This is a genomic window from Bradyrhizobium cenepequi, from assembly GCF_020329485.1.
Lineage (GTDB): Bacteria > Pseudomonadota > Alphaproteobacteria > Rhizobiales > Xanthobacteraceae > Bradyrhizobium > Bradyrhizobium cenepequi.
In genome coordinates this window covers 232553-254401 of the sequence record NZ_JAGKJI010000002.1, presented here as the reverse complement: position 1 = coordinate 254401, position 21849 = coordinate 232553, and the positions used below count along the sequence as shown (strand labels likewise).

General features: G+C 64.8%; 16 protein-coding genes and 1 pseudogene. 9 read left to right on the top strand and 8 right to left on the bottom strand.

The annotated features are described in order from the left end of the window. The first annotated feature begins 7 nt into the window (after positions 1 to 7). Positions 8 to 385 (top strand): TIGR02301 family protein, encoded by a 378-nt coding sequence (locus tag J6497_RS04515; protein ID WP_225703021.1) that lies wholly within the window; start codon positions 8 to 10, stop codon positions 383 to 385. A 128-nt stretch (positions 386 to 513) separates the two neighbouring features. Continuing rightward, the gene (locus tag J6497_RS04510; RefSeq protein WP_225703020.1) at positions 514 to 777 is read left to right on the top strand and encodes a hypothetical protein; all 264 of its coding nucleotides are present in this window, start codon (positions 514 to 516) and stop codon (positions 775 to 777) included. A 3-nt stretch (positions 778 to 780) separates the two neighbouring features. Here the strand turns inward: J6497_RS04510 and J6497_RS04505 are convergent, their stop codons facing one another. Then, complete coding sequence (locus J6497_RS04505; protein ID WP_225703019.1) at positions 781 to 2115, bottom strand: dihydroorotase; 1335 nt, start codon at positions 2113 to 2115, stop codon at positions 781 to 783. Positions 2116 to 2234: 119 nt separating this feature from the next. On the opposite strand from J6497_RS04505, the gene ygfZ reads away from it, so the two are divergent. From ygfZ to J6497_RS04470, 7 genes and pseudogenes are all read left to right on the top strand, one after another. Beyond that, a complete protein-coding gene (gene ygfZ / locus J6497_RS04500) occupies positions 2235 to 3116 on the top strand; it encodes a CAF17-like 4Fe-4S cluster assembly/insertion protein YgfZ (RefSeq protein ID WP_225703018.1) in 882 nt (293 codons plus the stop codon). Then, a complete protein-coding gene (locus J6497_RS04495) occupies positions 3113 to 3739 on the top strand; it encodes a DNA-3-methyladenine glycosylase I (RefSeq protein ID WP_225703017.1) in 627 nt (208 codons plus the stop codon). The genes ygfZ and J6497_RS04495 overlap by 4 nt, the downstream gene beginning before the upstream one ends. Then, entirely contained in the window at positions 3736 to 4356 is a 621-nt protein-coding gene (locus J6497_RS04490) for a YfbR-like 5'-deoxynucleotidase (RefSeq protein ID WP_225703016.1), read from the top strand. Before J6497_RS04495 ends, J6497_RS04490 begins: the two co-directional genes overlap by 4 nt. Positions 4357 to 4610: 254 nt before the next feature. After that, positions 4611 to 5117 (top strand): tyrosine phosphatase family protein, encoded by a 507-nt coding sequence (locus J6497_RS04485; RefSeq protein WP_225703225.1) that lies wholly within the window; start codon positions 4611 to 4613, stop codon positions 5115 to 5117. A gap of 118 nt (positions 5118 to 5235) precedes the next feature. Then, a pseudogene (locus J6497_RS04480) lies at positions 5236 to 7912 on the top strand (DUF2339 domain-containing protein). Positions 7913 to 8094: 182 nt separating this feature from the next. Further along, a complete protein-coding gene (locus J6497_RS04475) occupies positions 8095 to 8628 on the top strand; it encodes a FecR domain-containing protein (RefSeq protein ID WP_376708163.1) in 534 nt (177 codons plus the stop codon). A 6-nt stretch (positions 8629 to 8634) separates the two neighbouring features. Continuing rightward, on the top strand, positions 8635 to 10533 hold the full coding sequence (locus J6497_RS04470) for a CHASE2 domain-containing protein (protein ID WP_225703015.1): 1899 nt from the start codon (positions 8635 to 8637) through the stop codon (positions 10531 to 10533). On the opposite strand, the gene J6497_RS04465 is transcribed toward J6497_RS04470, so the two are convergent. From J6497_RS04465 to ppdK, 7 genes are all read right to left on the bottom strand, one after another. After that, positions 10499 to 10732 carry a DUF6894 family protein gene (locus tag J6497_RS04465; RefSeq protein WP_225703014.1) on the bottom strand — a complete coding sequence of 78 codons (234 nt, stop codon included), beginning with the start codon at positions 10730 to 10732 and terminating at the stop codon, positions 10499 to 10501. The two genes, J6497_RS04470 and J6497_RS04465, sit on opposite strands and share 35 nt — an antisense overlap. Positions 10733 to 10882: 150 nt before the next feature. Next, on the bottom strand, positions 10883 to 11470 hold the full coding sequence (locus J6497_RS04460) for a hypothetical protein (RefSeq protein WP_225703013.1): 588 nt from the start codon (positions 11468 to 11470) through the stop codon (positions 10883 to 10885). Positions 11471 to 11574: 104 nt separating this feature from the next. Further along, positions 11575 to 12561, bottom strand: a complete 987-nt coding sequence (gene acuI / locus J6497_RS04455) for an acrylyl-CoA reductase (NADPH) (RefSeq protein WP_225703012.1) — start codon at positions 12559 to 12561, stop codon at positions 11575 to 11577. A 48-nt stretch (positions 12562 to 12609) separates the two neighbouring features. Beyond that, positions 12610 to 13860 (bottom strand): MFS transporter, encoded by a 1251-nt coding sequence (locus J6497_RS04450; protein WP_225703011.1) that lies wholly within the window; start codon positions 13858 to 13860, stop codon positions 12610 to 12612. Between the two features lie 277 nt (positions 13861 to 14137). Then, positions 14138 to 15589 carry a cell wall hydrolase gene (locus tag J6497_RS04445; RefSeq protein WP_225703010.1) on the bottom strand — a complete coding sequence of 484 codons (1452 nt, stop codon included), beginning with the start codon at positions 15587 to 15589 and terminating at the stop codon, positions 14138 to 14140. Positions 15590 to 15831: 242 nt separating this feature from the next. Further along, the gene (locus J6497_RS04440) at positions 15832 to 18393 is read right to left on the bottom strand and encodes an ATP-binding protein (protein ID WP_225703009.1); all 2562 of its coding nucleotides are present in this window, start codon (positions 18391 to 18393) and stop codon (positions 15832 to 15834) included. A 516-nt stretch (positions 18394 to 18909) separates the two neighbouring features. Next, positions 18910 to 21846 carry a pyruvate, phosphate dikinase gene (gene ppdK, locus J6497_RS04435; protein WP_225703008.1) on the bottom strand — a complete coding sequence of 979 codons (2937 nt, stop codon included), beginning with the start codon at positions 21844 to 21846 and terminating at the stop codon, positions 18910 to 18912. Positions 21847 to 21849 lie beyond the last annotated feature (3 nt).

Here is a 21849-nt window from a genome sequence, read left to right as displayed (position 1 = left end):
GGCTCCCATGTCGAAATTTCTCCTGGCCGCCCTCATCCTCGTCACGGCGTGCAGTCTTGCGCCCGCGCGGGCCGAGGATGCTGCGGCGCCATTTGATGGCGACCTTCAGCGGCTCGCCGAAATCCTCGGCACCCTGCATTATCTGCGCGGCATCTGCGGCAGCAACGAAGGCGCCAAATGGCGCAACGAGATGCAGGCGCTGATCGACGCCGAAACCCCCTCCGGCGACCGCCGCGCCCGCATGATCGCGGGCTTCAACCGCGGCTATAACGGGTTCCAGCAGACCTACCGCAGCTGCACGCCGGCGGCTGTCGTGGCGATCCGCCGTTACGTCGAGGAAGGTTCGAAGATCTCGCGCGACCTGACCGCGCGCTATGCCAACTGAGCGATTCACCCTAGGCGCCGCCATTAACCTTTCCTAAAGATGTGGCCTAGGCGCGTCCGATGCGCGTGCTACAGCTTGCTGCATGACGCGATTCGCCGTGAATCGCGCCCACATGCCCCGTGAGTTTCATGCGCATTCCAGCGTTCTCGATTGCCCGCAATCCCCTGCCTGACCATGAGCAGAAGCAGGCCGCGCTCACCTATTTGAACGAGGCCTGGGCCGAAGCACGCCATGACGGCATCGACGGCGACTGCCTCGCGCAGGCGAGCCTGTTCGCCGCGCTGGCCGAGCTCGTCGGCACCTATGGCGAGGAAGCGGTGGCGAAGTTCGTCGAGGGGCTGCCGGCGCGCGTGCGCAACGGCGAATTCTCGCTGGCGCTGGCGCGGCAGTAGATCCTACGGCCTCAGCGTCTCCAGAAACCGCACCGGCTCGCCCAGTGAGGACGTCACCACTTCGCCCTGCCACATCACCCGCCTGCCGCGCACGAACGTGCCGACTGGCCAGCCGGTGACGCGCATCCCGTCATAGGGCGTCCAGCCCGCACGCGAGGCGACCCACTGGTTGGTGATGGTCTCGCGGCGCTTGAGATCGACAATGGTGAAATCGGCGTCATAGCCGGCCGCGATACGGCCCTTGCAGGCGATGTTGAAGAGCCGCGCGGGGCCGGCGCTGGTGAGGTCGACGAAACGGGCCAGCGACAGCCGGCCGGCGCTCACGTGATCGAGCATCAAGGGCACCAGCGTCTGCACGCCGGTCATGCCGGAGGGCGAGGCCGGATAGGTCTTCGCCTTCTCTTCCAGCGTGTGCGGGGCGTGATCGGAGCCGAGCACGTCGATGATGCCCTGCTCGATGCCGTACCAGATCCTCTCGCGATGATCGGCCGAGCGCACCGGCGGATTCATCTGCGCGCGGGTGCCGAGCCGCTCGTAGCATTCCGGCGCGGCCATGGTGAGGTGATGCGGCGTCGCCTCGCAGGAGGCGACATCCTTGTGGTCGCGCAGGAAATCGATCTCCTGCTTGGTCGAGATGTGCAGCACGTGGATGCGCTTGCCCGTCTCATGCGCGAGCTTGACCAGCCGCTGTGTCGCCATCAGCGCGGCGACCTCGTCGCGCCAGACCGGATGCGAGCGCGGATCGCCCTCGACCCTGAGCGGCTTGCGGTCGTTGAGGCGATATTCATCCTCGGCGTGGAACGCGGCGCGGCGGCGGATCACCTGGAAGATGCGGCGCAGACTCTCGTCGTCCTCGACCAGCAGCGTGCCGGTGGAGGAGCCGATGAACACCTTGACGCCGGCGCAGCCCGGCGCGCGCTCGAGCTCCGGCACGTCCTGCACGTTCTCGCGGGTGCCGCCGATGAAGAAGGCAAAATCGCAATGCATACGGTGATGGGCGCGCTTCACCTTGTCGGTGAAGGCGGCTTCCGTCACCGTGAGCGGATCGGTGTTCGGCATCTCGAACACGGCCGTAACGCCGCCCAGCACCGCGCTGCGCGATCCGGTCTCGAGATCTTCCTTGTGGGTCGGGCCGGGCTCGCGGAAGTGCACCTGGGTGTCCATCACCCCGGGCAGGACATGCAGGCCCTTGCAGTCGATCACCTCGTCGGCGGAATCACAGTTCAGGCCGCCAATCTCGGCGATGCGGCCACCCCTGATGCCAATGTCGCGGACGCCCTCGCCGTCCTGATTGACCACGGTGCCGGATTTTAGAATGGTATCAAAACGCTGATTCATCGCTCCTCGCGCGTGCCGTCCGGGCCTTGTTCGGCGCAGTCTAGCGCCTTAACTTCGCAGGGGATATCCGCTAGCTCCGTTTCCCAAAGGAACCCTGGAAAAAGGCCCAATACAGCTCGATGAAAGCAGCATTTCTACCCGATCGGGGCGTGGTCAAGGTGACGGGCGAGGACGCCCGCAACTTCCTCAACGGCCTCGTCACATCAGACCTGACCGAGCTCAAACCGGGCATGGGCCGGTTCGGCGCGCTGCTGACCCCGCAGGGCAAGATCATCGTCGATTTCCTGATCACGGAGGCTCCCGCGGGCCATGGCGGCGGCTTCCTTATCGATGTGCCGCGAGCACTTGCGCAGGCGCTGACGGACAAGCTGCGCTTCTACAAGCTTCGCAGCAAGGTCGCGGTCGAGAACCTCTCCGACGGGCTTGGCGTGCTGGCCGCCTGGGATGGCGAGCCGGCGCTGAAGCCTGACCTCTGCTTCGCCGATCCCCGGGGTGACGCGCTGGGTTTCCGCATCCTGGTGCCCGAAAACTTGAAAGCCAAGGTCGCAGGTCTTATCGACGCCGATCTCGTCGACAGTGCCGTCTATGAGGAGCATCGCATCGCGAGCGGCATCCCGCGCGGCGGGCTCGACTTCAGCTATGGCGATGCATTTCCGCATGAGACCAATATGGACCGGCTGGGCGGCGTGGATTTCGACAAGGGTTGCTATGTCGGCCAGGAAGTCGTGTCGCGGATGCAGCATCGCGGCACTGCGCGCACGCGCACCATCAAGGTCATCCTGGACGGTCTCTCGCCCGAGCCGGGCGCCACGATCCTCGCCGGCGACAAGCCGGTCGGCACCATGGGCTCGACCGCAGGACAGAACGGCCTCGCGCTAGTCCGCACCGACCGCGTCACTGATGCCCTTGATGCCGGCCTTTCACTCTCCGCCGGCGGCCTTGGCCTGAGGCTCGCCGAGCCGGACGCCGTCCGCGCCACACCGAAAAAGACGGTCGCATGAGCCGCGCTGCGCAACTGCATCCCGACGGCAAGATTCGCTGCCCGTGGCCGGGCGAAGATCCGTTTTACGTCGCCTATCACGACGAGGAATGGGGCGTGCCGGAATATGACGACCGCGCGCTCTATGAGAAGCTCATCCTCGATGGTTTCCAGGCCGGCCTCTCCTGGATCACGATCCTGCGCAAACGCGAGAATTTCCGCAAAGCCTTCGACGACTTCCAGCCCGAGAAGATCGCGCGCTACAACGCCAAGAAAGTCCACGCGCTGATGAACGATGCGGGCATCGTGCGCAATCGCGCCAAGATCGAGGGCACGATCGAGAGCGCGAAGTCCTATCTGAAGATCATGGAAGAAGGACCGGGCTTCGCGAAATTCCTGTGGAATTTTGTCGACGGCCGACCCAAGGTCAACGAGTTCAAGACGACGGCGAGCGTGCCGGCCTCGACGCCATTGTCGATCAAGATCTCGAAAGAACTGGCCTCGCGCGGCTTCAAGTTCGTCGGCCCGACCATCGTCTACGCCTTCATGCAGGCGACCGGCATCGTCAATGACCATCTCGTCACCTGCTTCTGCCACGAGGCCTGCGACGGCAAGCATCGCAGTCCGCGCTTGAAAGTGAAATGAGCAGCAGACGATCGGCGCCGAAGCAGGACGCGCGGGCCTGGCAGCGCATGCTGTCCGGGCGGCGGCTCGATCTGCTTGACCCTTCGCCGCTTGATATCGAGATCGCCGACATCGCCCATGGCCTCGCCCGCGTCGCCCGCTGGAACGGGCAGACCAGCGGCGCGCATATCTTCTCGGTCGCGCAGCATACCCTGCTGGTCGAGGCGGTGATGCGCCAGGAAATGCCGCGCGTCGATGTCAGCGTACGACGCGCTGCACTGCTGCACGATGCGCCGGAATATGTCATCGGCGACATGATCTCGCCGTTCAAGGCAGTGCTCGGCGGCGACTACAAGTCGGTGGAGAAGCGCCTGCTCTCCGCGATCCACATCCGCTTCGGCCTGCCGCCGGTGCTGGCGGACGAGATCACGCAGCAGATCAAGGCCGCCGACCGCGGCGCCGCCTTTCTCGAAGCAACCCGCCTTGCCGGATTTTCGGAAACCGAAGCCAAGCGCCTGTTCGGCCGTGATCCCGCACTGCCGGAGGCGACCGAGCGCGACTACCTGACGCCCTGGACCGCCGCAAAAGCCGAAAAGCGGTTCCTCGAACGCTTCAAGGCGGTAGCCGGCCTAAATTAGTAGGGTTGGCAAAGCGCGCGTCCTTCCCTTCTCCCCTTGTGGGAGAAGGTGGCGCGAAGCGCGGATGAGGGGTTGCCTCCACGGGCAACGGCGCTCGTGGAAAGAACCCCTCACCCAACGAGTTCATTGCCGACGCCGGCGCAGCCCTCTCCCACAAGGGGCGAGGGCGCAGTAATTGGCACCGCGAAGGGCGCCTTTGCCCACCCTACGGCAGCGGTTATAATTGGGTCCAACCACCTTGCCCAAGGACCATGATGCTTCACGTCTGCTCGCTCGCCCTGCTTCCCGAAACCGTCAGACTGACCGGCGCCAGCCATATCCTCACCGTGATGGCCAATGTCGCGCAGGTGCAGCGGCCGGCTTCCATACTCGAGGCCAACCATCTGCGCGTGCAGGTCGACGACATCACCGAAGTGATGGACGGCTTCATCGCGCCGTCGGAAGAACACATCGAACGTGTCTTGAACTTCGTGCGGAAGTGGGACCGCAGCGCTCCGATGGTGGTGCACTGCTATGCCGGAATCAGCCGCTCGACCGCGAGTGCTTTCGCCGCCGCCTGCGCGCTCAATCCACATCGCGACGAGATCGAGATCGCGCGCAAGATCCGCGCCGCCTCTCCGGTCGCGTCGCCGAACCGGCTGCTGGTGAGCCTCGCCGACAAGGCGCTCGGGCGGGAGGGGCGGATGCTGCGCGCCCTCGACGAGATCGGGCCAGGCGCCATGAGCATCGAAAACCAGCCGTTCCGGGTCGACCTGGAGTGAGTCGCGCGGAAATGCCGCTTTAACGATTGAACTTTGTACGGGGCAGCCTCCACTCAGAAGATTGCGACGACCGCGGACGTGATTGGTTACGCCCCTCGCGCGTCCGCCTGGAGGCCTGATGCTTGAGTTCATTGTTTTCGTCATTGCGATCGTCGCATTTGCATTTGCGCTGAAGGCAACGAATGAGGTGGCCGCGCTGCGCACGCGGCTGGACGCCCTCGAAGGCGCGAACGTCGCGGCGCCAAGGCCAGCACCGCCGCCACTCGCCCCGGAGCAAGAGCCGGAGCCCACGCTTGCGACCTCGCGGCCGGTGGCCACACCTCCGCCATTGCCGCCAGAGGCCATCCAGCACGCCCCTGCCATGGCCGAGCAAGCGGCCGCGCCAAGTGGTCCCAGCGAGGCGCCGCCCGCACCGCCACCCGCGCGACCCGGCTTCGAAGAGACCATCGGTACCCGCTGGGTGGTGTGGCTCGGCGGCCTGACGCTGGCGCTCGGCGGCTTCTTCATGGTGCGCTATTCGATCGAAGCCGGCCTGCTCGGTCCCGGCGTGCGCACCACGCTCGGCGGCGTGTTCGCACTGGCGCTGCTCGGCGCCGGCGAATGGACGCGGCGCAAGGAAAGCATCTCCACAATCGCGCCGCTGCCGATCGCCAACATTCCAGCGATCCTCACCGCCGCAGGAACGGCAGTGGCATTCGCGACCATCTATGCGGCCTACGCGCTCTACGACTTCCTTGCGCCGGCCACCGCCTTCGTGCTGCTCGGACTGGTCGCGCTTGGCACGCTCGCCGCGGCGCTGTTGCATGGGCAGGCGCTGGCCGGGCTTGGCGTCGTCGGCGCCTTCGCTACGCCGATCCTCGTGTCATCGGAAAAGCCGGACTTCTGGGCGCTCTACATCTACCTTGCGATCGTGACCGCGGCATCGTTCGGCCTCGCCCGCATCCGGCTGTGGCGCTGGCTTGCCGTCACCACGGTCGTGTTCGCGCTGCTCTGGACGTTCCCCTGCCTGCAATGCGGGCCGTCGATGATCGGGCCGCACGCCTTCCATGTCATCGCAGGATTCATTCTCGCGGGCGGTATTGGTCGTCTGCGGCTTCATGCTCGGACCGGAGCCGGAGGGCGAGCATGTCGAGCCGATCTCATCGGGCTCCTTGATCGCCTATCTGTTCGGCGCGCTGCTGATCGTGCTCAACAGCTTTCACGCCGACCCCGCGCTGATCAGCTTCGGCCTCCTCGTCGCCGGCAGCTTGTTCGTCGCCTGGCGGACGCCGGCGGCTACTGCTGCGATCGGCGCCGCCGCGCTGTTCGTGTTTGTCGTGTTCGCCGAATGGGCGGTGCGCGGCAATCCGGACATGCTGGTGCTGCCCGGCGGCCCCCTGCCCGGCATCGGGCCAAACGCCACCGACGGTTCGGTCTCGCTGCACATGACCACGGCGGCGATCTTCGCGAGCATGTTCGGCGTGGCTGGCTTCCTGGCGCAGCGCCGCTTCACCACAACTGCGATCATCGTGCAGTGGGCTGCGGTGGCCACGTTCACGCCGCTCGCGCTGCTGGTCGCGCTCTACGCCCGGATCGCGCAGCTCGACCGTTCGATCCCGTTCGCGATTTTCGCGGTATTGCTCGCCGCGGCCTTCGCCGCCACGACCGAATTCCTGACCAGGCGCGAGGACCGGCCCGAACACTCCGCGCCGATCGCGCTGTTTGCGACCGGCACGCTCGCCGCGCTGGCGCTCGCACTCACCTTCGCGCTGGAAAAAGGCTGGCTCACAATTGCGCTGGCGCTGATGTCGCTCGGCACTGCCTGGATATCGCTGCAGCGGCCAATTGCCTTCCTGCGCACGCTGGCCGCGATCCTCGCCGGCATCGTCGTGCTGCGCATCGGCTATGAGCCGCGGATCGTCGGCGATGCGGTCGGCACCACGCCGATCTTCAACTGGCTGTTGTGGGGCTACGGCATTCCCGCCGCCTCGTTCTGGGCCGCCAGCATCTTCCTGCGCCGCAATGGCGACGATGCGGCGCTCCGTGCGGTCGAGTCGGCCGCGATCCTGTTCACGGTCCTGCTCGCCTTCATGGAGATCCGGCACGCCGTCAACCAGGGCGATGTCTACCGTAGCAGCGCCGGCCTCACCGAGGTCGCGCTGCAGGTCTGCACCGCGCTGGCGATGGCGATCGGGCTGGAGCGTCTGCGCATCCGCACGGCCAGTATCGTGCACAATATCAGTGCGGTACTGCTGACGGTGTTCGCCGGTCTTGCCGCGGTCTTCGGCCTGATGCTGCTGGAGACGCCGATCCTGTGGCCGATCAATGTCGGCGGCGGCTTCATCAACCTGCTCCTGCTCGGCTATGCCCTGCCGGCAGTGCTGGCGCTGCTGTTGTCTTATGCGGTGGCGGGACGGCGTCCGGCCGCCTACGCAAACACGCTCGCAGCCGGCGCGCTGATCCTCGCGCTCACCTATGTCAGCTTTGAAATCCGCCGGCTCTACCACGGCCCCGTGCTCTCGCACGGCCCGACCACGGGCGCCGAGCAATACACCTATTCGATCGCCTGGCTTGTGTTCGGTGTCGTGCTGCTCGGGATCGGCATCGTCGCTGGCTCGCAGCGCGCGCGGATGGCCTCCGCCGCCGTCATCGCGCTGACCATCGTGAAGGCGTTCGTGGTCGACATGTCGCAGCTCACAGGCGTCTACCGCGCGCTGTCCTTCATGTGCCTTGGCGTGGTGCTGGTCGCGATCGGCTGGCTCTACCAGCGCATCTTGTTCCGGCGGCAGGCTGAGACGCCGCCGGTCGCGGGATAGATCGGCAGGGTCCTATCGCATCCGCGCGTGACATCACGTCCCCGTGACGCGACTTTGTGCATGACGAAGTGTCGCGTCGGCTCACGCCATTGGGACTGGACGTGGGCAGACATTTTCTGGACATAGTGTGAGTTTCAAAGAGCGATATTGTGGCGGCCGACCATTTTTGCGAGGGGAGCGTTTTGCAGCGATACATTGCAGGAGCGCTCGCGCGGCTGGCGGGCCTCGTTCTCATCTGCACCACACTTGCGATCCAGCCTGCGGCAGCGCAGACGATGGCCGCGACATGTCCGTCGGAGGCAGGCCCGAGAGCAACGCAAATCCTGCGCTGCCGCGACGGGCTGATCGTCGTCGCCGAGGATGGCGCGAGGTTCACGCTGCAAGGCCATGATGGCAGCGCCACGTCAGTCGACCTGCAGAGCAAGGCGTTGTTGCTCGACGCGCCCAAACAGCGCGGCAAGAATCGTTTTCGCGTCAACACGCCGCAAGCGATTGCCGCCGTGCGTGGGACCAAATGGGCGGTCGATGTGCAGGAGGCGAGGACATCGGTGCTGGTGCTGCAGGGCCGGGTCGCAGTGCGCCGGCCGCGCGGCGGAAACCAGGTGGTGCTTGCTCCGGGTGAAGGCGTCGATGTCGATCCCGGAAACGAGCCGCTGGTGGTCAAGCGCTGGGGGCAGGCTCGTGTCGATGCGCTGCTCGCGCGTCTCGGACAATGATCCTTGGTGAGCGGCCGGATCCCTCAAACCTCAATCGCGCTTCTGCTCTCGCTCGTCTGGGCGGCGGCGCTGGGAATAGGCTACTGGAACGGCGACGTTCAATTCCTCGATCGTGCCGAAGGCGTGCTGACCGATCTGCGCCTGCTGGCGCGCGGTGAACGCGCGGCGCCCGACGTCGTAACCATCATTGCCATTGACGATGAGGCCGTCGCCAGGCAAGGCGGCTATCCGCTGCCGCGCGCCGACCTCGCCGCGATCATCGAGACGATTACCCGCCATGAGCCGCGCGCAATCGCGGTCGACCTCTTGCTGCTGGACCAGGGCAAGGACGGCGGCGATGCTGCGCTGGCGCAAGCGCTCGCAAAGCGCCGCTCCGCCATCGCCGCCGCTGCGGTGTTTCCCGATGCGATCCAGATCCTGGAGGCGGATGACAAGAGCCCGCTTGCGCGCCTGCCGCGGGCGGAGAGATTCCTGCGCCCGCTTCCCGCCTTCGCCGAACACGCGGCGGTCGGCGTGGTCAACCTGACGACCGACAAATCCGGTACGCCGCGCGGCATTCCCTTGCTGGTCCGCACCAGCGACAAGGTCGAGTTATCGTTTCCGCTGCGCGTCGCGGCATTGGCCGTAGGCCATGATCCGGTGATCGAGGCTGATGGCGTGCGCCTCGCCGGGCGGAACATCCCGACCGACATCGATCATGTGCTGCCTCTCGCCTATTACGGCCCGCGCGGCACGGTGCCGACGGTGAGTGCCGCGTTGGTGCTGGACGGTAGCGTCGCACAAGCCGCCATCCACGATCGTATCGTCGTCATCGGCGCCACCGTGACGGGCGGCGGTGACGTGTTTTCGACACCGTTCGATCCTGTGATGCCTGGCGTCGAGATCGTCGCGACCGCGATCGATTACCTGATGACCGGCGACGGCATCCTGCGCGATCGTTCGACACGCCTGGCCGATGCGATCCTCGCAGTGGCGCTGACACTTGCGGTGGTCGGCCTGTTGGCGTGGCGGCGCAGCGCGGCCGGCCTGCTCTCGATCGCCGCGCTGGTGGCGGTCTGGGCTGTCACGAACTACGTCGCATTTTCGCGCGGCATCTGGCTCGGCGCAGCATTGCCGATTGCGGCCGCCGCGCCGCCCGCGATCCTGTTCGGCTCGATCCAGCTTTGGCTGAACCGCCGGCAGGCCCAATATTTCGCTGTCAAAAGCGAGCTGTTGCAGCAATTCCAAGCGCCGGCGCTTAACCAATGGCTGACCGGCAATCCGGCGTTCCTGCTCGAGCCGCGGCACCAGGATGCGGCGGTTATCTTCATCGACCTCTCGGGCTTCACGGCATTGAGCGAAACCCTCGATATCGACGCAGGGCTGGCGCTCTTGAAGGATTTTCACACCCTCGTCGACGACGAGGTCGAGTCGCACAGCGGGATCATCACGAGCTTCCTTGGCGACGGCGCCATGATCCTGTTCGGCCTGCCGGAAGCTACCGAGGACGATGCGCGCAGGGCCGCGCGCTGCGCGGTCACGCTTTGCAACCATGTCGCGCAATGGATCGATTCGTTGCCGGCAACGGTGGCGCCACGGATCGGCTTCAAGGTGGGGGCGCATTTTGGCCCGATCGTCGCCTCGCGGCTTGGCGGCAGCTACCAGCACATCACAGCGACCGGCGACACCGTGAACGTGGCGAGCCGTCTGATGGAGGTTGCAGCCAAGTATGGCGCGGCGCTCGCGCTCAGCGACGACCTATTGCGACAGGCTGGCCCCGCATCCGCATTGACCGAGAGCGGCACGCTCACCGGCCCGAATGAGACGCGCATCCGCGGACGCACGCGTCCGCTCTCGGTCTGGCTATGGCGCAACGATTCGCGCGACCGCTCTAATCGACCGACTCCGCGATCAGGCGAATTCTGAACACGGGCTTCTTGCTCTCGTCGATCAGCTCCATCTGCCACTCGGCGTCCTGCTTGAGGTTGCGCGCGATGCTGCCGAGAAGGTTGCCGCTGACTTTGGTCATCTCGGCCCAAGCGGCCTCACGGCTTTCGAATTCCGATCCCTGATCGGACGCGCCGGCGAAGCGACCGTGGCTGATCCTGAAGAAATATTGCGGCATTTGGAACTCAGTTGTTGGCCTGCCCCCGGCCGTCCCCTCACGTTAGATAAGAGACCGGTCGCTACCAAGCCATGAATTCGCGAGCCCGTATCACTACGGACCTTCGCTGCCGCTGCGATCAGACGAAGTCGGCAGGACCGACGATCTCGATTAGTCGGTCGAACGACGCAATTCCGACGCGCCTTCCGGTTGCGCCGGTTCGGGCTTCACCGCCTCGAGCTTGTTACGCTCGACCGGCGGCGTCTCGACGCGTGCAGACACTTCAGTGCGGGAGGCGTCGGCCGAGCGAGTAGCTTCCGAGGCGCGCAGCGAGCGCGGCCGCGCCACCGAGCGCGCCATCAGCATCTGCTTGACGCCCTGATGGCGGAAGTCGCAATAGGCAAAGCCCATGCCCGAGACCGAGCCGCGGAACGAGCGATCGTCGCGCTTGTCGAGGTTGAAGCAGGGCTCGAACGGAAGGCCCTTCAGCGAGGCACAGACGGCCTGGCCGCGAACCTGCAGGGTGTTGCCCGGCAGCCTGACGTGGCGAATCGGGCCGGAGCCTGCGAACTGGATCGAGCCGGCGGCGCCCATGTCGTCGAGGATACGGCCAGCGCCGCGGGTACCGTCAAAGCAGGTGAAGGCGAACACCTTGCCGGCGACAAATCGCCTGGCCTCTTCAGCGTTCATCGATCCGGCCAGCGCAGGCGCGGCCAGCGCGCCGGCCATGACCGTCCCCAATACCAGACGCGCAAGCATGAGCCACTCCACTTACCCAGCGCGGGCACCCCGCCTTTACCCGCTGCTTACCATACCAACCAAGGCAACATTGGAGCAGCTTGGTTGGTAAATTCTGAACGCCGTCAGACTATTTTTACCACGATCCGGCCGCGGACCTCGCCCGCGAGGATTTTCGGCCCAAAAGAGAAGACCTCGTCCAGGCTGATTTCGTGAGTGATATCAGCGAGTTTTGCCTTGTCCAAATCGCTGGCGAGGCGGCTCCAGGCGCGCTTGCGCCGTTCGATCGGGCACATCACCGAATCGATGCCAATAAGGCACACTCCGCGCAAAATGAACGGAGCGACCGACGAAGGCAGGTCCATGCCGGCGGCAAGCCCGCATGCGGCGACGGCGCCGCCATACTTTGTCATCGAGAGCATGTTGGCGAGCGTGGTCGAGCCGACGCTATCGACGCCGCCGGCCCAGCGCTCCTTCGCAAGCGGTTTGACCGGGCCGGTGAGCTCGCTGCGGTCGATCACCTCGGCGGCGCCGAGGCCCTTAAGGTAGGCTGCCTCCGATTGCCGCCCGGTGGAGGCGATCACGTGATAGCCGAGCTTCGACAGCACGGCGATCGCGACCGAGCCGACGCCACCAGCAGCCCCCGTGACCACGATCGGCCCGCTCTTGGGCGTAAGTCCGTGGTCCTCCAGCGCCAGCACCGAGAGCATCGCGGTATAGCCGGCGGTGCCGATCGCCATCGCATCGCGCGCCGAGATCCCATCGGGCAGGCGCACCAGCCAGTCGCCCTCGACCCGCGCCTTCTCGGCATAAGCGCCGAGATGGGTCTCGCCCATGCCCCAACCGTTGCAGACGACCTTGTCGCCGGCCTTCCAGTCGGGATGCGAGGATTGCTCGACGGTGCCGGCGAAATCGATGCCGGCGATCATCGGAAAGCGCCGCACCACCGGCGCCTTGCCGGTCAGCGCCAGGCCATCCTTGTAGTTCAATGTCGACCATTCGACGCGGACGGTGACGTCACCATCCATCAATTCCGCGTCGTCGAATTGCGTAAGCGCGGCGGTCGTACCCTTGTCCGCCTTGTCGATCCTGATCGCCTTGAACGTCGCCACGATGCCACTCCCTGAAACGCTTAAGTCTTAACAGGAGTGTTTATCGCATCAGGCAGGCTGCGCAACCGGGCGCGACACAGGAGCCTCCACGATCGGCAGGTTGATCAGCGCCGATAGCACGCCGAACAGGATCGAAAGCCACCAGATCGGCGTATAGGAACCGAACTGCTCGAACACGATGCCGCCGAGCCAGACACCGAGGAACCCGCCGACCTGATGGCTGACGAAGGCGAAGCCGTAGAGCGTCGCAAACCAGCGCGTGCCGAACATTAGCGCCACCAGCGCCGAGGTCGGCGGCACCGTCGACAGCCAGGTGAGGCCTGAGATCGCGCCAAAGGCGACCGCGGAGAACGTCGTGATCGGGAAGGAGATGAAGGCGATGATTGCCAGCGCCCGGGTGAAGTAGATCGCCGACAGGATGTAGCGCTTGGGGAAGAAGTTCTGCAGCCAGCCGACGCCGAGCGAGCCCATGATGTTGAACAGGCCGATCGCCGCGATCACCCAGCCGCCGGTCGAGGTCGGAATGCCGCGATCGACGAGATAAGCCGGCAGGTGCACGGTGATGAAGGCAAGCTGGAAGCCGCAGGTGAAGAAGCCGAGTACGAGCAGCACATAGGAACGATGGCCAAACGCTTCCGCCAGCGCCGTCTTGAACGACTGCTGGTCGCCGGCCGGCGCGTTCGTCGTCTCCGCCGGCGGCGTTGCGATCGCAAGCGACAACGGCACAATCAGCAGCATTAGCAAGGCGAACGCGGTCAGAGCGGCCTGCCAGCCGAAATTATCGATCATCGCCACGCCGAAAGGCGCGAACAGGAACTGGCCGAATGAACCCGCGGCAGTGCCGGCGCCGAGCGCGAGGCCGCGCTTCTCCGGCGGCAATAACTTGCTGAAGGCCGACAGCACCAGGTTGAACGAGGAGCCGGACAGGCCGAAGCCGATCAGCACGCCGGCGCCGATGTCGAGCGACAGCGGCGTTGCCGAATAGCGCATCATGTAGAGGCCGGCGGCATAGAGCAGCGCGCCCACGATCATCACGCGCATGATGCCGAAGCGGTCGGCGATCGCTCCGGCGATCGGCTGGCCCAGTCCCCACAACAGGTTCTGCAGCGCCAGCGCGAGGCCGAAGACGTCGCGGCCCCAGGCGAATTCACGGCTCATAGGCTGCACAAAGAAGCCGAGCGCCGAGCGCGGCCCAAAGCTGAGCAGCGCGATCGCACAGCCGCAGATGATGATGATCAGCGGCGTGCGCCAGCTATCGAGGCCGGAGGAAGGCCGAAGGTCGCCGGTGGTCACAGCCATCGAATAATTTCCCCGCTAGAAAACATGGCGCCCGGAACCGGCCAGGCGAAAGGTTACAGGGAATTAATGCATCTGCATGAAAGGCCCAAGAGGGTCGGAGAAAAAATTTTCAGCGCAGGGCAGCCCTGCAGAATTGATGATGCCTTGCTGCGTCGTCGCGGCGCAGGCCGGGACCCATACCGCGGGATCGCGCAATTTGGGAAAGCGGCCGTCGACCAGCGCGTTTAAAAACAACGGCCTGTGGTTGGGGGTCCCCGCCTTCGCGGGACAACGAGACTCAGCGCTTCGCGCTGGCCTGCTCAGCGGAGCTTTGCGCGGCGTCGGCGAGCTCTGCCGAGATCTCCGCGGTCTCGGCCGCGCTTCCCCAGCTCGGCGCGTCGCTGCCATCGCCCCAGGCACGCGGGCGATAGAAGGTGTGGACGCCGAACTTGTACATCTTCTTCATCTCGCTAACCCAGGACGGGCGCACCCAATAGGCGTGATAGTGCGTCGACTTGTCGACCTCGGGCAGCCAGAGCCGGCCATCGAGCATCTCCTTGGCGATCTTCCGCGCGCGGTCCCACATATCAGGCTCGCGGATCACATCGCGGACGTTGTCGCAGGCGAAGGTGAACTGGCAGGCCAAGTGGCGGTACTTGTTCTGGTAGACCACGCCACAAACCGTAGTCGGATATTTGCCGGAGAAGGCGCGGTTCAACACCACCTGCGCCACCGCGATCTGGCCACGCACCGCCTCGCCTCTCGCTTCGAAATAGACGGCTTCGGCAAGACACTTTTCCGATTTGGCGCGCGACTTCTCGTCGAACAGGCCGAGCTGCTCGGCCGGCGTCTTGGCGTGCTGGTTGTCGGCGTTGACCTCGCCCTTCGGCGCGATGCTCTCGCCCACGTCGCCGGCGCGCACCGGCCCGTCGGCATCGACCGGCAGTGATGCCATCGCCTTCATGTCCGGATCGGACGACGCATCGGGCACGACGATCGTCGGCTCCTCGCCAGGCTGCCAGCGCTCCATGGTCTCGGGTGTTCCGAGCGAGGAGCCGAAGAACAGGCTCGAGGTCTTGAACGAGAACACATCGCGCGGCGGTGGCGCCGTCTCGGGCGCAGCCGCCGGTGCGGTGGGCTGCGCGTTCTTGTAGTCGTCGAACTGATCGGACGCCGGTTGCGACGGGGCATATTGCGGCAATGGCGGCGCGTTCAGCGCGTCCTGCAGTTCGGGATCAAGCGGCACATGGTCGGCGGGTGCGCGCACGGCGGTCTTCATGCCCTCCACGGAAGAATTCGAGGTCGAAGGATCTTCACTTGCGGGCGCGGGCCCGCTGCGTGCGGCTTCAGCGGGCACCGGCGGCGCAACGGGGAGACGATCGCCCTTCAGCGTGCGATCGACCTTGGGAAAATCGGAGGCGACATAGCGCGGCGGCGGCGCGATGATCGCATTGCGGATGATGGAACCGGTGAGGTCGCCGCCCTGGCTGTCAAGTCTCGCCAGCCGATAGGTCGCAACTTGCGGCGAGGACGTTCCAATCGGTCGGCCGAAACTGTAGGCGGCGACGTGGATCGTTCCCATGGCGGAGAACATCCGCTTCTGCCAGCGTTCGGCGACGCCGGGCTGACGGGCAAGCAGTGACGCGATGTCCTGATATCCGATCTCGGCCGGCATCAATGCGAAGATGCTAAGACCGAGTCCGAAGAGCGCAAACCGTGCGCCCTTCGGATGGTTACGCAACACTAACATCGATACGCTCACGCAACGCTTACACCGACCGAATGCAGTACATCCGTGCAATTCGACCAAATTTGGTGGTATCGAATTTAGGTTGCCGCGGGGTTAATCGGCGTGACTTGCGCGCTACAGGCAAGAAATCGCAGAGATTTTGCGCGACGCATCGAATGCTTTGGTAAATGCCTCGCGGACGAAAGTGGTAAATGTGAGGTCAACGAACGTGGTGAAGAATTTCTTGCAAGCGCGACGCGATCCTACGTTTCGCGCAAGAGTGTCTGCAGGCGGCGAGCCAGGTCGGCGACATGGAACGGCTTCTCAATGATCGGAAACTCGTCCACGGCGTGATGTCGCTCTAATGCATCCCCCGCATAGCCGGAGGTGAGCAGGATCTTGATGTCCTTGGATAGCCGCCTGGCTTCGCGCGCGAGCTCGATGCCGTTCATGCCGCTCGGCATCACGATGTCGCTGAACAGGAGCGCGAAGTGCTCGCCGCTCCTCAACATGTTCAGGGCCTCCAGGCCGTTGCGGGCGCAGACAATTTCGTAGCCGAACGAGCTCAACATCGCCGCGGTGACCTCGAGCAGATCTTCATTGTCGTCGACGACGAGGATCCGCTCCGAACCTCCCGTTATGGCTCGCGCCTTCCGTTCCTGCACCGGCGCATCGGGCGCCTTGTCGGCCTTGGGCAGATAGAGCGCGACCGTAGTCCCCGCTCCCGGCGTGCTTTCGACAGTGACGCGCCCGCCGGACTGTCGAACGAAGCCGTAGACCATGCTCAGCCCGAGCCCGGTCCCCTTGCCGACCTCCTTGGTCGTGAAGAACGGCTCGAAGATCCTGTCCCGCACTTCGGGCGACATCCCGCAACCGGAATCCGTAACCGCCAGCCTTACATACGATCCAGCCAAACACTCGGCCACGGCGCCCTGCTCCAGTTCGACATTCTGCGTCTCGATCTCAAGCACGCCGCCGTCCGGCATCGCATCGCGCCCATTGATCGCAAGGTTGAGGAGAGCGGTCTCCAGCAGAGAGGGATCGACGTGGCACAACCACAATTTCTCGTCGGTCCGCAGCCTGACCTCGCATCCTCCCCCGACCGCTTGCTGGATCAGTCCCTGGAATTCGCAAATGAGCTGGTTCGCGTTGACCAGCTTGGGATTCAGTATCTGCCGCCGCGAGAAGGCGAGAAGCTGCGACGTCAGCTTCTCCCCTCGCCGGGTGGCGCGCCGCGCCGCCGCGGCATACTGCCGGATCTTCGAGAGGTCGGCGGCATCCTCGATGAGATCCAGGCTGCCCGAGACCACCGTGAGCAGATTATTGAAGTCGTGCGCGATGCCGCCGGTGAGCTGGCCGACCGACTCCATCTTCTGGCTCTGGTGGAATTGCTCCTCGATCAGCCGGCGCGCCTCCACCGCATGCTTGTGATCGGTGATGTCGCGGAGAAAGATCGCAAGCCCCTGACTGGAGGGAAACGCATTGACGGCGTACCAGACCTGTCGACGTGCGCAGAACACTTCGAGGAATGCCGGCTTCTGCTTTGACATCACCTCGAGGACCTGGTTGGTGGTATCGAGGTCATCAGCGTCTGGAAACGCCTCCGACAACGTCATGCCCCTGACATCCTTGCCTTCCGCAATGTCTGACCAGGCCGGCCCGTTGAGATAGGTGAGGCGCCAGTCCCGATCGACGATCAGCACGCTGTCGGTGGTGCTCTCGAAGATCATCGTGATTCGGGCCGCGGCCTCTTCCGCTTTCTTCCTCGCGTCGGACAGTTCGTGCTCGCGCTGTTCCAGCGCATCGGCCATGGTGTTGAATGCATCGGCGACCCGCGCGATCTCGGAAGTGCCGGGGATGTCCACCCGCCGGGTAAAATCGCCGAGCCGCCATTGATTGGCGGCGTCGACCAATTGCCCAAGCGGACGACGGATGAATCGCCGAGCACCCAACGATGTCAGGATCAGCACCAGCGCAGTGCTCAGGATGATCAGGAAGATACCTCGCTGCGTGCCGTGTTGGATCGCGGTGAATGCCCGGTTCTTGTCCAGGCCAAAGCTGATCAGAAGGCCTCCGGAGTTGTCCGGCAGGGCCGCATAGCCGACGATCCGCTCCACGCCGTCGATATCCATGGCGTCGACCGCGCCCGATTTCTCAACGTGTGGATCATGCCCCTCGTTCAGGGTCCGCCCGACAAAGCGTGCGTTGTCGGGATAGCGGGCAAGATATCTGCCGTTGCGGTCCATGATTCCAAGCGCAGCTCCCGCTGGAGCGCCCTTTCGCGCAATGTAGTCGGCGAGCCAATCCAGGCTGAGGGTCGCGATGATGGCGCCGCCCATCTGTCCGTCCTGTTCGTAGAACGGCAATGCAAACTGAATGGCCTTTCGACCGGATGACAGGCCAAGCGAGAATTCGCCGACGGAGAATGCGCCGGTTTTCCGCAGGTTGGCGAAGTAGGCCCTTCTCGAGACATCGACCGGCTTGCGATTGTTGTCGGGGGTGCAGAAGGTGACGCCGTTCATATCGGTGACGACGATGGTGAGGAAGGCCGGGAATCGCTGCTTTATCGCACCCATATAGGCGTTGCATGACTCGCTGTCCTTTGCCTTGATCGACGGCAACTCCGACAGCGTGATCAGGACCTGATGAATTCCCTGAACGATCTGCTGTTGCTCCGCGGCGGCAAGTTCGGCCAGATTGAGCGCCTGGTTCTGCACCTCGATCTGACGGGCGCGACGCAGGTCGAATTCATTATATGCTTGGATCGCTATTGCCGGCAGCAGGGCGACAGCCACCAGCACAAGCAGCCGTGATAGAAGCGTCACTTCCCATCAGGCCCCGATCCTGACGCTCGCCCGCCATAGCACCGACGCCGCGCTGATCCCAATTGAAGACGCAAAAACAACTTGAAGCACGCCATGCCAACCTCACTTTACTGGCAGAGGATTGTGAGCGCGGGTTACAGTTGGATTTCATCTCGCGGAAAGTTGAGTTACGGCTGTAACGCATCTTTCCTTGTCCGCGCGCTGCGGGACCGTCCGTTGCACGTTGCGAGAAAAAAGAAATGGCCGGGAAAATCCCGGCCATTTCTTGCCAGCTCATGAAGCGACGAGATTGAAGTGCGTCCGCGCTCGACACTGCACCCCCTCTCCCGCTTGCGGGAGAGGGCTAGGGTGAGAGCTCTTTCCACGGCAGGACTCTTCGTGTGGAAAGAGCCCTCACCCGGCGCGGAGCCTGTACTCGGACGGCGCGAAGCGCCGATCCGGGTGCGCCGACCTCTCCCGCAAGCGGGAGAGGTTACTCCAAAGCCGCTCCGCGTCGAAAGTTGCCGAACGAATGCGTCACGCCTGGCTGGCGATTGCCTTGCCGAGCGCCGCTTGGGCTGCGGCCAGCCGCGCGATCGGCACGCGGTAGGGCGAGCAGGAGACATAGTCGAGCCCGACCTCGTGGCAGAACGCCACGGAGGCAGGATCGCCGCCGTGCTCGCCGCAGATGCCGACCTTCAGGTTGGGACGCGTCTTGCGGCCGCGCTCCACACCGATCCTGACCAATTCGCCGACGCCGTCGCGATCGACCGAAATGAAGGGGTCGATCTCGAGGATACCCTTGGCGATATAAGTGCCGAGGAAGCTGGCGGCGTCGTCGCGGCTGATGCCGTAGGTGGTCTGAGTCAGGTCGTTGGTGCCGAACGAGAAGAACTCGGCGGTCTCGGCGACCTGGCCGGCCATCAGGCAGGCGCGCGGCAGCTCGATCATGGTGCCAACCTGGTAGGTCAGCTTGGCGCCGGTCTCCTTCATCACGGCATGCCCGGTGGCGTCGATCCGCGCCTTCACCAGATCGAACTCGGCCTTGGTGGCGATCAGCGGCACCATCACCTCGAGCCCGACAGCCTTGCCGGTGCGCTTGCCGGCTTCGACCGCGGCTTCGAAGATCGCACGCGCCTGCATCTCGGCGATTTCGGGATAGGCGATCGCCAGACGGCAACCGCGGAAGCCGAGCATCGGGTTGAACTCGGCCAGTTCGCGGGCACGGTCGGCAAGGCGGCGCGGATCGGTATTCATCGCGCGCGCGACTTCCTCGATCTCGGCCTGGGTGTGCGGCAGGAACTCATGCAGCGGCGGATCGAGCAGGCGGATCGTGACCGGCAGGCCTTTCATGATCTCGAACAGCTCGACGAAGTCGGCGCGCTGCATCGGCAGCAGCTTCGACAGCGCGGCGCGGCGCGATTGCTCGTCTTCCGACAGGATCATCTCACGCACCGTGCGGATGCGCGTCTCCTCGAAGAACATGTGCTCGGTGCGGCAGAGACCGATGCCCTCGGCGCCGAATTTCACCGCGGTACGTGCATCCTCGGGCGTGTCGCCGTTGACGCGGACGCGCAGCCGGCGCACATCGTCGGCCCAGCCCATCAGCGTGCCGAACTCGCCGGACAGCTCCGGCTCGATCATCGGCATGCGCCCGGCCAGCACCTGGCCGATCCCGCCATCGATGGTGATGACGTCGCCGGCCTTGAAAGTGCGCGAGCCCACACTCATCGTGCCGCGGCCATAATCGACGCGGATGGCGCCGCAGCCGGAGACGCAGGGCTTGCCCATGCCGCGCGCCACCACCGCGGCATGCGAGGTCATGCCGCCGCGGGTGGTCAGGATGCCCTCGGCCGCATGCATGCCGTGGATGTCTTCCGGGCTGGTCTCGATACGGACGAGAATGACCTTGCGGCCATCGGCCTGCAGCTTGGCCGCTTCGTCGGAGGAGAACACGATCTCGCCGGACGCCGCACCGGGCGAGGCCGGCAGGCCGGTGCAGATGATATCGCGCTCCGCCGCCGGGTCGATGGTCGGGTGCAGCAATTGATCGAGCGAAGCCGGATCGATCCGCGTCACCGCATCTTCTTTCGAGATCAGGCCCTCATTGGCGAGCTCGACGGCGATGCGCAGCGCCGCCTTTGCCGTACGCTTGCCGCCGCGAGTCTGCAGCATCCACAGCTTGCCCTGCTCGACCGTGAATTCCATGTCCTGCATGTCGCGGTAGTGCTTTTCGAGCAGCGTATAGATCCGCGTCAGCTCCTTGAAGGCGTCGGGCATCGCGGTTTCCATCGACGGCTTGTCGGAGCCGCTCTCCTGACGCGCGTACTCGGTGATGTCCTGCGGCGTGCGGATGCCGGCCACGACATCCTCGCCCTGCGCGTTGATCAGGAATTCGCCGTAGAGCTTGCTTTCGCCGGTCGAGGGGTTGCGGGTGAAGGCGACGCCGGTCGCCGACGTCTCGCCCATATTGCCGAACACCATGGCCTGCACGTTGACGGCCGTGCCCCACGACTCCGGAATATCGTGCAGCTTGCGGTAAGTGACCGCGCGCGCGTTCATCCACGAGGAGAACACCGCGCCGATCGCGCCCCACAACTGGTCGTGCGGATCCTGCGGGAACGGATGGCCGGTCTCGCGCTCGACGGCTTCCTTGTACTTGCCGACCAGCTCGACCCAGTCGTCGCCTGTCAGGTCGGTGTCCAGCGAGTAGCCCTGGCTGTCCTTGAAGCTGTCGAGGATCTCTTCGAAGTGATGATGCTCGAAGCCGAGCACCACGTCCGAATACATCGTGATGAAGCGGCGGTAGCTATCATAGGCGAAGCGGCGGTCGCCGGAGAGATCGGCCAATGCCTCTACGGTCTGATCGTTCAACCCGAGGTTGAGAACCGTGTCCATCATGCCCGGCATCGAGGCGCGGGCGCCGGAGCGCACCGAGACCAGGAGCGGGTTCTTGGCGTCGCCGAAGATCTTGCCGGTCAACTTGCCGACATAATCAAGCGCCTTCTCGACCTGCGCCTTGAGCTCCTTCGGATAGGTCTTCTCATGCTCATAGAAATAGGTGCAGACCGAGGTCGGGATCGTGAAGCCGGGCGGCACCGGCAGGCCCAGATTGGCCATCTCGGCGAGGTTGGCGCCCTTGCCGCCGAGCAGATCGCGCATATCGGCTTTGCCCTCGGCCTTGCCGTCGCCGAAGGTAAAGACCCATTTGTTGGGCTTGATCGCCGATGCGGCCGGCTTTGGCGCCGGCGCCTTGGTCACGGACTTCACTGCCGGCTTGGCGGGGGCTTTAACCGCCGCCTTGGCAGGAGCCTTTGCGGGGGCCTTGACTGGAGCCTTTGCCGCCATTTTTGCCGCGCTCTTCTTCAGCGCCTGTCGCGCCGCCGGGGCGGCCTTGCGGGCCGGGGCGGAGGGCTTTGATTTCGCTGCGATTTTCTCTGCTGCTTTCTTGGACTTCGCGACGGCTTTGGCCATGGC

Coding starts and splice junctions, on each gene's coding strand:
- J6497_RS04515 (WP_225703021.1), top strand. CDS start 8: ATGTCGAAATTTCTCCTGGCCGCCCTCATCCTCGTCACGGCGTGCAGT.
- J6497_RS04510 (WP_225703020.1), top strand. CDS start 514: ATGCGCATTCCAGCGTTCTCGATTGCCCGCAATCCCCTGCCTGACCAT.
- J6497_RS04505 (WP_225703019.1), bottom strand. CDS start 2,115: ATGAATCAGCGTTTTGATACCATTCTAAAATCCGGCACCGTGGTCAAT.
- ygfZ (WP_225703018.1), top strand. CDS start 2,235: ATGAAAGCAGCATTTCTACCCGATCGGGGCGTGGTCAAGGTGACGGGC.
- J6497_RS04495 (WP_225703017.1), top strand. CDS start 3,113: ATGAGCCGCGCTGCGCAACTGCATCCCGACGGCAAGATTCGCTGCCCG.
- J6497_RS04490 (WP_225703016.1), top strand. CDS start 3,736: ATGAGCAGCAGACGATCGGCGCCGAAGCAGGACGCGCGGGCCTGGCAG.
- J6497_RS04485 (WP_225703225.1), top strand. CDS start 4,611: ATGCTTCACGTCTGCTCGCTCGCCCTGCTTCCCGAAACCGTCAGACTG.
- J6497_RS04465 (WP_225703014.1), bottom strand. CDS start 10,732: ATGCCGCAATATTTCTTCAGGATCAGCCACGGTCGCTTCGCCGGCGCG.
- J6497_RS04460 (WP_225703013.1), bottom strand. CDS start 11,470: ATGCTTGCGCGTCTGGTATTGGGGACGGTCATGGCCGGCGCGCTGGCC.
- J6497_RS04450 (WP_225703011.1), bottom strand. CDS start 13,860: ATGGCTGTGACCACCGGCGACCTTCGGCCTTCCTCCGGCCTCGATAGC.
- J6497_RS04445 (WP_225703010.1), bottom strand. CDS start 15,589: ATGTTAGTGTTGCGTAACCATCCGAAGGGCGCACGGTTTGCGCTCTTC.
- ppdK (WP_225703008.1), bottom strand. CDS start 21,846: ATGGCCAAAGCCGTCGCGAAGTCCAAGAAAGCAGCAGAGAAAATCGCA.